Origin of the sequence: Chryseobacterium gambrini, from assembly GCF_027920505.1 — a bacterium.
GTDB classification, from domain to species: Bacteria; Bacteroidota; Bacteroidia; order Flavobacteriales; family Weeksellaceae; genus Chryseobacterium; species Chryseobacterium gambrini.
In genome coordinates this window covers 3358466-3370908 of the sequence record NZ_CP115857.1, presented here as the reverse complement: position 1 = coordinate 3370908, position 12443 = coordinate 3358466, and the positions used below count along the sequence as shown (strand labels likewise).

Sequence of the window (12443 nt, the reverse complement as noted above, 5' to 3'; positions counted from 1 at the left end):
TCAACCGACAACCGACACCTTTCTGGGAGAATATTGCGAAACCAGATCGGCAATTGCCTTGATATGTTCCGGCGTTGTTCCGCAGCAGCCTCCAATGATGTTGATTAATCCTTTTTCTACATATTCTTTGATCTGACTTGCCATGTCTTCCGGAGTTTCATCATACTTCCCGAAAGCGTTGGGTAAACCTGCATTCGGATAAGCTGAAACAGCAAATTCTGAATTGTGGGCTAAAGTCTCCAGATAAGGCGTCAATTGGTTTGCTCCCAAAGCGCAGTTAAAACCTACACTTAAAAGGTTTAAATGGGAAACTGAGATCAGAAATGCTTCTGCTGTCTGTCCGCTCAATGTTCTTCCTGAAGCATCCGTGATTGTTCCTGAAACCATGATCGGAATTTTGATATTTCTTTCGTCCTGAAGTTCGTCGATGGCGAAAAGGGCAGCTTTTGCATTCAATGTATCGAAAATAGTTTCTACCAAAAGAATATCTGATCCTCCGTCCAATAAAGCTTCGCACTGTTGTTTGTAAGCAATTCTCAGTTCATCAAAAGTAATGGCTCTGTATCCGGGATCGTTTACATCCGGGCTTAAACTTGCCGTTCTGTTGGTTGGACCGATAGAACCTGCCACAAATCTTGGTTTATCCGGATTTTTCGCGGTGTACTCGTCGCAGGCTTTTCTTGCAATTTTTGCAGATTCGTAATTCAGTTCGTAAACGAGATCTTCCATGTGATAATCTGCCATGGCAATGGTTGTTCCTGAAAATGTATTGGTTTCGATGATGTCTGCTCCCGCTTCAAGGTATTTTTTGTGAACTTCTTCAATGGCATAAGGCTGCGTTAAAGACAACAAATCATTGTTTCCTTTTACCGGATGTTCCCAGTTTTTGAAACGTTCGCCACGGTAATCTTCTTCTTCGAATTTATACCGCTGAAGCATGGTTCCCATCGCTCCGTCGAGAATTAAAATTCTTTCGGATAATGCTTTGTATAGTTGTTCTGAATTTTTCATTTATTATATTTTTTCCATAGGTTCCACCTACGGTTATTATTGTTGAACCCTTCGGGTTTTATAATGCTGAATCTTTCGCAGCCCGACTTGAGCGGAGCTCTTTTTGCTGTAGCGAAGCGGAGGCAAAAAAGCGGGAGCCCTTCAATAGACTCAGGATAAACTACAGGCGGATAAAGCTGCCCAAAGCAAATTAATCCAACGCCTGTTTCAAATCTGCAATGATATCTTCCACATTTTCCAGACCTACCGAGCAACGAACCAGACCGGCTGTAATTCCGACTTCGTTTCTTTCTTCATCGGATAATTTGGAGTGCGTTGTAGAAGCAGGATGCGTTACAATGGTTCTCGTATCGCCTAAGTTTGCGGAAAGGGAACACATTTTAATGTTGTCTAAAAAATTTCTTCCGCCTTCAATGCCTCCTTTGATTTCGAAGGCAACGATGTTTCCGCCTAGCTTCATCTGTTTTTTTGCAATTTCATAGCTTGGATGAGATTTTAAGAACGGATATTTTACTAATTCTACATTGGGATGGTTTTCTAAGAATTCAGCTACTTTTAAAGCGTTTTCACAATGTTTTTCTACACGAATTGCCAATGTTTCCAGACTTTTAGACAAAACCCAGGCGTTGAAAGGCGACATGGCGGGTCCTGTATTTCTGGCGAAAAGATAGATTTCACGGATCAGATCTTCTCTTCCGACCGCTACTCCGCCTAAAACACGACCTTGCCCGTCAATTAATTTGGTTGCGGAATGCACCACAATGTCTGCTCCGTATTTTATTGGCTGTTGTAAATAAGGAGTCGCAAAGCAGTTATCCACAATGAAAATTAAGTTGTGTTTCTTCGCAATCTGTCCGAAAAAATCTAAATCCAAGACCTCAATCGCAGGATTGGTAGGTGTTTCCAGATATAAAATTTTCGTGTTGGGCTGAATATATTTTTCTACATTTTCGGCGTCTTCTGCTTTAAAATAGGTTGTTTCGATATTCCATTTCGGGAAATATTTTGTGAACAAAGTATGCGTAGATCCGAAAACGGACTGACAGCTTACAATATGATCTCCGGCATTTAACAAAGTGGCAAATGTGGAGTAAATCGCTGCCATTCCTGTTGCAAAAGCATACCCTGCTTCTGCGCCTTCCATTTTGGCAATTTTATCGGTAAATTCTGTTACGTTCGGATTGGAAAAACGGCTGTATAAATTTTTTGGTTTTTCTTCCGCAAAGCTCGCCCTCATGTCTTCCGCATCCTGAAAAATAAAGCTGGACGTAAGATACAAAGGCGTGGAATGCTCATCAAACTGGGTTCTTTCAGTCTGGGTTCTTATGGCAAAGGTTTCAAAATTGGTTGATGGTTGATGGTTGTCAGTTGATAGTTTTTCTTTGTTATTCATCATTAATACATTTTACATTTGTACTTTTCACAGAATTATTTCGTTTCACTTACTCTTAAAATGTCTCCGAATACACCTCTTGCCGTAACTATTGCGCTTACTCCGGCTCCCATGATGACGATTGGGTTTTCTCCATAACTTTCGGTGTAGATTTCGAAGATTGAATCTGAGCCTTTTAGTTGTCCTAACGCGGAAGTTGCCGGAACGGAAATTAATTTCACATCCAGTTCTCCTTTTTCTTTCTGCAAATCTCCGTGAAGATCTCCCACATATCTTAAAACGTGTCCTTCTTTCTGATTTTCTTTGATTTTCTGATATTCAGCATCTAATTCGTCCAGTCTTGAAAGGAATTCTGACTTAGAAACAGAAAGCAGATTTTCAGGAACAAGATTCTGAATTTTGATATCTTCAAATTCGTTGATTAAGTCTAACTCTCTCGCCAGAATCAATAATTTTCTTGCCACATCGTTTCCTGACAGGTCTTCTCTTGGATCGGGTTCTGTATATCCTTTTTCCAATGCTTCATTGATGATGGTGGAAAACTTATCGTCTCTTAAAGAAAAATTATTGAAAACATAGCTTAATGTTCCCGAGAAAACGCCTTTAATTCTGGTAATATTTTCTCCTGAAAGATGTAGAAGTTTAATGGTGTCGATCAATGGCAAACCTGCTCCCACATTGGTTTCGTAGAGATAGCGTCTGTTGTTTTTATTCAACGTATATCTTAGTTGACGGTATTCTGAAATGGGAAGGGTGTTGAAAATTTTGTTGGAAGAAACGAGATCGAAGCCGTTTTCTGCCAATGTGTGGTAATTTTTTACGAAGTCTTTGCTTGCGGTGTTATCCACAACGATTAAATTTTCAAGCTGATTTTCTTTGGAGAAATTAATCAGTTCCTGAACATCGGAAGGTTTTTCTGCCGTTAAAACCTCATCATTCCAATTGCTGTCGAATCCTTTTTTGTTGAATGCTATTTTTCTGGAATTGGCGACTGCAACTACTTTCAGGTCTATTTTTTTTCGTCTTTTAATTTCTTCTGAAGATTCCAAAACCTGCTGTATTAAAGTTTTCCCTACGTTTCCGTGACCGATAATTGCCAGATGAACGGTTTTCGGTTTTTTGGAAATTTCAGATTCGATGATATTTTTTGCTTTTTCGTCCTGTGAAGATGTCACAACGATATTTACACGTTTTTCGGCTGCAATCTGGTTCAAAAGCAACGGGAAAACATTATTTCTTGCGAGTTCCGCTAAAACTTTGTTAAAGTCTTCTGCAACAAATCCTAACACCGACACATTATTGATGCTGTAAATCTGGGAAACTTTCCCCGATTTTCTTTCTGGTTCAAATTCGTCAATCAGACAATTGACTGCTTTTTCGGAATCGTTTTCATGAACTAAAATGGAGATTCCGTTTTCAATTGCCTGCTGGGAAATTACTCCCACACTGATTCGCGCCAAAGTAAGCGCTTTAAAAATTCGTCCGTCGATCCCGATTTCACCTAAGAAATCTTCTCCTTCAAATTTGATGATGGATCTGTTTTTTAAAAACTTTATTTCTTTAGCATTAATCTTACTCATTTTTCAAAATATTTTTAATGATCGTATTTAATTGTTTATATTCCATTAAGAAGGCATCGTGCCCATGAACTGAGGTGATCTCGTGATAGAAAACATCTTTGTTTTTCTCTTTCAGTTTTTTAAAGCACATTCGGATTTCTGAGGCGGGGAAAAATAAATCTGTATCTACAGAGATCATGTGCATTCGCGCCTGAATTTTTTCCAAATGTTCTTCATTGGCATTGATGTTCATCAGCAAATGATTCATGAGCTTGTATGATTTTAAACTAAATCTTTCGTTTAAAGCTTTTCCGTGATAAACAAGCCAGTCTTCCGACTCTAATCTCTGCTTTTCTTCACTGTATCTGTTTTGAAATCTGTTATTTAACGATTCAGGAGTCCTGTAGCACAACATTGCATGAATTCTGGCTTTCTGTAAAGGTTCATCGTTTTGATTTAATAAAAATTTCTGAACCAGACATTGTGCATGAAGCCAGTCGTGGGTTTTAAAATCGCAGGCTACCGGGATGAAAATTTCGGCAAGATGTGGCTTTTTCACCAGCATTTCCCAGCCGATTCCGCCTCCTAAAGAACCTCCAATAATGGCGTGTAAACTTTTGATATTTAAAATTTCAAGGCCTTTCAAAAATATGTTTGCTATATCTGAAGGCGTGAAATCTTCACATTCATCAATAAAAAAATCATCAAATCCGTTTCCGGGAATATTGAAGCACAGAACTGTATATTGGCCGGTATCGATTACCTGATGTTCTCCAATCAGTTGTTTCCACCATCCTTTTTCTCCTGAAACATTGGAATTTCCGGTTAAAGCATGATTCACTAAAATGATCGGGGCAGAAAACAGGTCTTTCCCGAAAAGCTGATAGCTCAACGTGATATTGTATTCCTTTTGGGAATCGGTACGATACGAAAAATTAATATGTTTAAGTTCTGTTTTCAATTCTATTATTTTAATACAATTGAAAATGCCACAGGAAATGGCTGAAAGAACTTCAGTGAGTTATCTGTCCAAAATAATTCTGGTAGAACGTAGCACCTTCATTGCTTGCGCAAAGGGTTGCTAAGGTTTCATAGGGTCTAATCCCTCAACCTTTCTTGATAACATTTTCAATATTTGAATGAACGAATGGTGCAAAGATAAAACTTTTCTTTTAAATATTTATAAAAATTTAATTTAATCTTACAAACCCCGATAAACAGAAGGATTTCAGGGAAATATTAATAATAATTCAAATTTCGTGAGTTGGAATTTTTTCGCAAAAAAACTAACTTCGTAATGAAAATGATGAGATATGATTGCTGAAAAACAAAGATTACAAGACACAAACTGGAAAAACTGGGGACCTTACGTGAGTAATAAGCAATGGGGAAATGTACGCGAAGACTACAGCCCAAACGGCGATGCATGGAATTTCGCCAATCACAATAACGCAGAAAGCTATGCCTACCGTTGGGGAGAGGAAGGGATAGCGGGAATTTCTGATGCAAAGCAGCTTTTCTGTTTTGCGCTTTCGTTCTGGAACAAAAAAGATAAGATGGTGAAGGAGCGCTTCTTTGGATTGAGCAATCCACAAGGAAATCACGGAGAAGACATTAAAGAACTATTTTATTATCTGGATAATACACCTACTCACAGCTATATGAAAATGGTGTACAAATATCCGATTAATGCGTTTCCGTATGATGAACTGCTTTCTGAAAATGGGAAAAGAAGTAAAAAGGAAGCGGAATATGAAATTTTCGACACCGGAATTTTTGATCAGGATGAATATTTTGATATTTTTACAGAGTACGCTAAAGCAGAATACAACGATATTTTAGTAAGAGTAACGGTCTGCAACAGAAGCAATATAGTGGCTCCGATTGTATTGGCTCCCACGGTGTGGTTCAGAAATAACTGGAAATGGGGTTACAATACATATAAAGGACAAATCAATGCTTCTCATGAAGGCTGCATCACCATCAACCACGACAGTGTTCCAATAAAAAAGTTTTATTCAAGAAATATTGCTGCGGAAAGTGTTTTCTGTGATAATGAAACCAACAGTCCGAAATTATACGGAACACCCTATCCGGGAAATACTTATTACAAGGATGGCATCAACGATTATATCACCTACGGAAGCAACACCGTAAATCCTGAAAAGAGAGGAACAAAAGCTTCTTTTTTAATTGATGAAGTGATTGAAGCCGGACAATCGAAAACATTTGATTTCAGATTGTCTCCTAATGAACTGGAGAATCCGTTTTATGAATTTGATGAGATCTTTAACAGCAGAGTTGCTGAAGCGGATGAATTTTATGCCGAAATTCAGAATGATGTTTCTGATGATGATGAAAAAAACGTGCAAAGACAGGCTTTTGCGGGACTTCTCTGGAACAAGCAGTTTTATCACTATAATGTCGGAAAATGGCTGAAAGGCGATCCGAATTTTGAAGCTCCGAGAAATTTCAACCATTATGTCCGAAACACGGAGTGGAATCATATGCACAATAAAGACATCATCTCGATGCCTGATAAATGGGAATATCCTTGGTATGCAACTTGGGATCTTGCCTTCCATTGTGTTCCGTTTGCGATTATTGATGCGGAATTTGCAAAAGGGCAGCTTCTTTTATTAACAAAAGAATGGTATATGCATCCGAACGGACAGCTTCCTGCCTACGAATGGAATCTGAGCGATGTAAACCCGCCCGTTCATGCGTGGTCATGCTTCCGAGTATTTAAAATTGATGAAAAGCAAAACGGCAAACCTGATCTTTTATTTTTAGAAAAGGTTTTTCAGAAATTACTGCTGAATTTCACCTGGTGGGTAAACCGAAAAGATAAAAACGGAAAAAATATTTTCGGGGGAGGTTTTCTCGGGCTAGATAATATCGGGGCTTTTGACCGGAATATGGTGTTAAAAGATGGACAGCATCTGGAGCAGGCCGACGGAACGAGCTGGATGGCAATGTACGCTCTGAATATGATGCGAATTGCCATGGAACTGGCTCAGTATTATCAGGTGTATGAAGATATGGCGATTAAATTCTTTGAGCATTATCTCTATATCGCCGAAGCCATGGAAAATCTGGGTGAAGGCACAAAAGGACTCTGGAACGAAGAAGACGGCTTTTTCTATGATGTGCTTCAGCTTGGGAATGGTGACAGTGTTTCCCTGAAGCTGAGAAGTATTGTAGGATTGATTCCTATGTTTGCCGTGGAAATCATCGATCATCATTTGTTGGATAAAATGCCCAACTTTACCACCAGAATGGATTGGATTCTGAAAAACAAACCTGAACTCACGAAACTTGTTTCGCACTGGGAAGAGGAAGGTCATGGAAGAAAGCATCTGATGAGTATTCTGAGAAAAAACCGTCTGACAAAAGTTTTGACCAGAATGCTTGATGAGAAAGAATTTTTAAGCCAATACGGAATTCGGGCAATGTCTAAGGTATATGAAGAAAAACCGTTCAAATTTTCTGTTCACGGCACTGAAAATGTAGTTTATTATACGCCTGCAGAAAGTGACAGCCGAATGTTCGGAGGAAACAGCAACTGGCGTGGTCCGATCTGGTTCCCGATCAACTTCCTGATTGTAGAAAGTTTGCAGAGATTTCATTTCTATTACGGAAACAGCATGAAAGTGGAATTGCCGACCGGAAGCGGAGAGAAGAAAAATCTGGATGAAGTCGCTCACGATATCAGCAACAGACTTTGTTCTATTTTCCTAAAAGACGAGAATGGAGAACGTGCTTTCAACGGAGGAAATGCTAAATTTAACTACGATGAAAATTTTAAAGATTACATTACCTTTTTCGAATATTTTCACGGTGATAACGGCCGCGGTGTAGGAGCATCTCATCAGACAGGATGGACAGCTACGGTTGCCAAGCTTTTGAAGCCAAGATTGTTGATGTAATATTAAGTAAACATAAATTTTAACAGGATATTTCAATTTTGAGATATCCTTTTTTTATTATTCACCACATAACATAAATGCCGTCAATTGATATGTTAAAGGTTATAGCTAAAATCTATTTTCTCATTAGTACAAAATAAATTTTTATGCATTTTATATAAAAAATCAATATTTATAAGTAAAAATAATTATTAATTTAACACCTAATAACTATATTAGCAGAATAAAATCTAATAATTATTTCATGAAAGTAAAACTACTACCTATTGCAACTTTTTTAGTTTCATCGTTATTCACAACCCATTTAAAAGCGCAGAATTATCAGCCTTTATTTATTCAAAGCGGATATAATGCAGATGTAGTCGCCAACGGTGTGGGTCCATCGGCTTCTTCCACCAATAATGATGTTGATGGCGTAAGCTACGCATTTGTCTCAAGAGATTTTCAGTTAACGGCTTCAAGTTCGCAACTTACTTACGGACTGCCTGTGAATGGAATTATCAATTCTGTAGTTTCTTCAACTCCGGGACTTTCCTATCAACTGGCATCTTACAGTTCCAACAATGTTTTAAGGCTGCAAAACAGTGGCGATAACGGAACTTTACAATTTTCCAACCCCCTTTCAGCAAACACCCTGTATATGTTGGCAACAGGAGGAAGCGGATCCTGTACCGTAGATGTGGATGTAAATTTTACAGACAATACTTCTCAGACGTTTACCGGCATCAATATTTCCGACTGGTATTACGGGAGCAATTTTGCCATTCAGGGAATCGGAAGAATCAACATCAGCAATAACAATCTTGAATCCGGTTCCGGAACAGATCCCAGACTTTACCAGATTCCTTTATCAATAAATCCTACAAATTTATCCAGAGTCATTAAAAGCGTTACGGTAACCAAATCCGGATCGGGAGGTATTCCGAATATTTTTGCTTTTGCAGCAGATTCTTATAATCCCTGCGAAGCGCCTACCAACATTACCGCGGTTACTACCATGAACGGAGCGACGTTAAGCTGGACAGCTCCTTCCAGTGCGCCGTCTTCGGGATATCAATATTACTACAGTACTTCTTCTACTCCACCAACAGCCAGTACAACGCCTACAGGAAGTGTACCTTCGGGAACTTCAGTTACTCTGAACAGTTTGTCAACAGGACAGACCTATTATTTCTGGGTAAGATCCTATTGCGGAGGTTCATCATATGGATTCTGGAAAATGAAGCAGTTTGCACCGGGACAAATTTCTGCAACGTATACAGGCGGAGATATCAGTACGGAATTCAACTGGGGACCGGATAATACAACAACAACTAACTGTGCAGGAAGTGTATCTATCAATATTCCGAATGGGTACAAAGTTGTATCTACAGATGTAAGCTATACGATGACAACGGCAAGCAACGGATGGATGTCTGAACAGAAAAGTTTATTGGTATGTTCTTCTAACGGAACAGCAGAATCATCTGTAAGTTCAGGATCGGGATCAAACGGAGGAACGTTTTCTTATAACAGAACGGGACTCAACATTGCCAATAACTTAACAGGAACGGTAAATTTTGATCTGCGAGCATGGAGAACTTACGGAGGCTCCGGTTGCAGCGTAGATTACAACAAAGTGGATAACGGAACTTTTACGGTAACCGTAACTGTTCAGCCTGTTGTTTTGGCAACCGGTGAGGTGACTGCGAAAGAGAAAGAAAGAATTGCCTATCCGAATCCTTTTGCTGACGTTCTTTATCTTGAAAAACCTGAAAATGTGAAAAAAGCAGTAATTACGGATGCTTCGGGAGTGGTGGTACAAACTGTTGAAAATCCTTCTTCATCTCTATTCCTTGGAGGAATAAAATCCGGAATGTATATTCTGACCTTAACCATGAAAGATGGTTCTGTAAAAAGTATGAAAACCATGAAAAAATAAATAACCATTGGTAACGAAAATCGCGGGCAGAAATTTATTTCTGCCCGCGATTTGTTTTTAATATTGTAAGTAAAGATTACGCTTCTGCGATCTCTCCGTTTACAAATACTTCATATCCTATTTCTACATTCGGTTCCAGAGTTTTGGAAACCGAACAGTATTTCTCGAAAGACAACTGAGCTGCTTTCTGCGCTTTTTTAGGATCAATATTTCCTTCCAGAAGAAACTTAACTTTTATAGATTTGAAAGGTTTTGCATCATCTATAGGAATTCTTTCGCCTTCTACTTCTGCTTTAAAATCTGTGATTTCCTGTCGCTGTTTTTTCAGAATAGAAACAACGTCTATCCCGCTGCATCCTGCGACTGCCATCAAAACGCTTTCCATCGGAGAAACTCCTTTTGCGCCGGGTTGTGTCGTATTATCCAAAAGGATTGAATTTCCCTGAGAATTGGTACATTCAAATAAAAAATCGTCGTTGATTCGGTTAAGTGATATTTTCATTTTTAAATTTATTTTTTAGATTCGGTAACCCCGATCATGACTCCGAAATCTCCATCGTTCTGAATCCATTTCTGTTCAGGACAATAGGTTCTGGAAACAAAGCCATCGAGGTACAAAGCTTTTACGCAGCCTGATTCTTTAAATACGGAAGCAAAATTATAAAAATTAACCTCTGTTTTAGAAATTATAAAAACTATATTTCCATCTTTTAGGATTCCGACTCCGTTTCTGATGTTGATATTTTTCGAATCTTTTTTAAATATCCGATTTATTTCTCCGTCAATCAGCAATACAGGTCCGGATTGTGTTGCGTATTTTATTTCAGGATTGTTTCTGAAAGCTTTTGTTTCAACAATTTCAGCATCGTTATTCTTCGTGAGGTAAAATATTCCGTTAGGATTAAGATAAAAATTTCCTTTGCCGGATAAAGTATCTGTTTTATTCAGGATTTTAAAATTTTCAATATACAATCCTTTGGGAAAGTTATTGGATTCAAACATTCCGCCGTTCATGGCAAATATTAATTCTTTATTTTCCTGCTCTGTTTTATTCTTTAAATGAGCAATGCTTTTAAGAATTGTTCCGTTATCATCTTTCCAGTAAAAAGCAACATTTTCTATTTTAGGATTCACTTTAAAAATGACAAAATCATCCTCATGTTTTATTTTCTTATCGCAGGATAAAAAACAACAGAGACATACTATAAACAATGCAATTTTCGTCATTTATAACTTTGCTTAAATCGTTTGTAAATTTTGCGGTTCATTTTGAAATGAAATCCCTGTTAAAAATTACAAAATCCCTCTCGCTTTAATTTCCAGATATTTATTGATGACATCAATATTCAGATTTTCCGGTAAAGTATAGACTGTGTAAATTCCGTATTTGCGGAGTTCCTGAATGATCAGTTTCTTTTCAAACTCAAATTTTTCTGCAATGATTTCGTCGTATACTTCCTGCATACTTTCAGGATTTTTATGAATCAACGTCTGCAATTCTGAATTTTTGAAGAAAACTACAACCAGTAAATGGTTTTTGGCAATTCCACGAAGATATTTTAACTGACGGTTTAAACCATCCAATGTTTCAAAATTCGTAAATAACAGAATTAAACTTCTCTGGTTCAGCGAATATTTTACATCCTGATATAATCTGTTAAAATCACTTTCAAAGAAATCTGTTTTGATGTTGTAAAGGGCTTCCGAAATTTTTCTCAGTTGTCCTGATTTATTTTCTGCCGCAATTTTATTTTCTGTTTTTTTAGAAAAAGTCATCATTCCGGCGCGGTCGCCTTTTTTCAGAATGATATGGGATAAAGCCATCGTTGCATTAATGGAATAATCCAAAAGACTCAGTCCTTTGAAAGGCATCTTCATTGTTCGTCCTTTATCAATCAGCATAAAAATACGCTGTGATTTTTCGTCCTGAAACTGATTGACCATCAATCGGTTTGTTTTGGAAGTCGCTTTCCAGTTGATCGTTCTGATGTCATCTCCCGGAACATATTCTTTAATCTGCTCAAACTCCATCGTATGTCCCAGTTTACGGATTTTTTTGATTCCGCCCAACAGAAATTCACTCTGCAAAGCCATCAGTTCATATTTTCTCAAATGAATAAATGACGGATAAGTAAGCAAATTGGCATCTTTCTGAAAATTAAACCGTTTTGCGACAAAACCTAAAGGTGAAGAAACATACACATTTAAACTGCCGAAATTGTACTCTCCTCTTTCCTTTGGCTCCAGAATATATTGAAAAAATGTATTTCTTCCCGGTTCAATCTGTTTTTCGATTAAAAAATCTCTCTTCTGAAACTGAAACGGAATTTCGTCAATTACTTTCACATTAATTTTGAAAGCATAGTTGTTTTTAATATCAACTTTTACGGGATTTTCATCACCATTGGATAATTTTTCGGGTAAAATTCTTTGTGCAGAAATCCCTTCTTTCCTGTTGAAAACAAAAAGATAATCCACCATTGCTGCCAAAAAAATCAGAAGTAAAACGATGTGCGCTACCCACATGAGTAACGGAAAGAAAAAAGCGAAAACATACAGAATCCCCACTCCGATGAGCGTGAAGAAAAAGCGTGTATTGAGGTATAAGTTTTTCATTTTTTACCAGATCA

The 12443-nt window shown here is 37.9% G+C and carries 9 protein-coding genes and 1 riboswitch; of the genes, 2 read left to right on the top strand and 7 right to left on the bottom strand.

Annotated features, from left to right (window positions below; genetic code table 11):
• The 4 genes from PFY09_RS15500 to PFY09_RS15485 all read right to left on the bottom strand — a co-directional run bounded on the left by PFY09_RS15500 (nucleotide 1) and on the right by PFY09_RS15485 (nucleotide 4924).
• Nucleotides 1-1011, bottom strand: a complete 1011-nt coding sequence (locus tag PFY09_RS15500; RefSeq protein ID WP_271160283.1) for a homocysteine S-methyltransferase family protein — start codon at nucleotides 1009-1011, stop codon at nucleotides 1-3.
• A gap of 190 nt (nucleotides 1012-1201) precedes the next feature.
• Nucleotides 1202-2404, bottom strand: coding sequence for an O-succinylhomoserine sulfhydrylase (locus PFY09_RS15495; protein ID WP_408640172.1), 1203 nt, complete (start codon nucleotides 2402-2404; stop codon nucleotides 1202-1204).
• Nucleotides 2405-2439: 35 nt separating this feature from the next.
• Entirely contained in the window at nucleotides 2440-3984 is a 1545-nt protein-coding gene (locus PFY09_RS15490; protein ID WP_271160281.1) for an ACT domain-containing protein, read from the bottom strand.
• On the bottom strand, nucleotides 3977-4924 hold the full coding sequence (locus tag PFY09_RS15485; protein ID WP_271160280.1) for an alpha/beta fold hydrolase: 948 nt from the start codon (nucleotides 4922-4924) through the stop codon (nucleotides 3977-3979). The genes PFY09_RS15490 and PFY09_RS15485 overlap by 8 nt, the downstream gene beginning before the upstream one ends.
• 57 nt (nucleotides 4925-4981) lie before the next feature.
• Nucleotides 4982-5089, bottom strand: a riboswitch (SAM riboswitch).
• Nucleotides 5090-5276: 187 nt separating this feature from the next.
• On the opposite strand from PFY09_RS15485, the gene PFY09_RS15480 reads away from it, so the two are divergent.
• Together PFY09_RS15480 and PFY09_RS15475 are read left to right on the top strand one after the other, a co-directional pair.
• Entirely contained in the window at nucleotides 5277-7892 is a 2616-nt protein-coding gene (locus tag PFY09_RS15480; RefSeq protein WP_271160279.1) for an MGH1-like glycoside hydrolase domain-containing protein, read from the top strand.
• Between the two features lie 244 nt (nucleotides 7893-8136).
• Nucleotides 8137-9813 carry a T9SS type A sorting domain-containing protein gene (locus PFY09_RS15475; protein ID WP_271160278.1) on the top strand — a complete coding sequence of 559 codons (1677 nt, stop codon included), beginning with the start codon at nucleotides 8137-8139 and terminating at the stop codon, nucleotides 9811-9813.
• Between the two features lie 76 nt (nucleotides 9814-9889).
• Here the strand turns inward: PFY09_RS15475 and PFY09_RS15470 are convergent, their stop codons facing one another.
• From PFY09_RS15470 to PFY09_RS15460, 3 genes are all read right to left on the bottom strand, one after another.
• On the bottom strand, nucleotides 9890-10315 hold the full coding sequence (locus PFY09_RS15470; RefSeq protein WP_271160277.1) for an OsmC family protein: 426 nt from the start codon (nucleotides 10313-10315) through the stop codon (nucleotides 9890-9892).
• Between the two features lie 8 nt (nucleotides 10316-10323).
• A complete protein-coding gene (locus PFY09_RS15465; protein WP_271160276.1) occupies nucleotides 10324-11040 on the bottom strand; it encodes a phosphodiester glycosidase family protein in 717 nt (238 codons plus the stop codon).
• A gap of 66 nt (nucleotides 11041-11106) precedes the next feature.
• Complete coding sequence (locus PFY09_RS15460) at nucleotides 11107-12429, bottom strand: DUF58 domain-containing protein (RefSeq protein WP_271160275.1); 1323 nt, start codon at nucleotides 12427-12429, stop codon at nucleotides 11107-11109.
• Between the last annotated feature and the right edge of the window lie 14 nt (nucleotides 12430-12443).

Coding starts and splice junctions, on each gene's coding strand:
- PFY09_RS15500 (WP_271160283.1), bottom strand. CDS start 1,011: ATGAAAAATTCAGAACAACTATACAAAGCATTATCCGAAAGAATTTTA.
- PFY09_RS15495 (WP_408640172.1), bottom strand. CDS start 2,404: ATGAATAACAAAGAAAAACTATCAACTGACAACCATCAACCATCAACC.
- PFY09_RS15490 (WP_271160281.1), bottom strand. CDS start 3,984: ATGAGTAAGATTAATGCTAAAGAAATAAAGTTTTTAAAAAACAGATCC.
- PFY09_RS15480 (WP_271160279.1), top strand. CDS start 5,277: ATGATTGCTGAAAAACAAAGATTACAAGACACAAACTGGAAAAACTGG.
- PFY09_RS15475 (WP_271160278.1), top strand. CDS start 8,137: ATGAAAGTAAAACTACTACCTATTGCAACTTTTTTAGTTTCATCGTTA.
- PFY09_RS15470 (WP_271160277.1), bottom strand. CDS start 10,315: ATGAAAATATCACTTAACCGAATCAACGACGATTTTTTATTTGAATGT.
- PFY09_RS15465 (WP_271160276.1), bottom strand. CDS start 11,040: ATGACGAAAATTGCATTGTTTATAGTATGTCTCTGTTGTTTTTTATCC.
- PFY09_RS15460 (WP_271160275.1), bottom strand. CDS start 12,429: ATGAAAAACTTATACCTCAATACACGCTTTTTCTTCACGCTCATCGGA.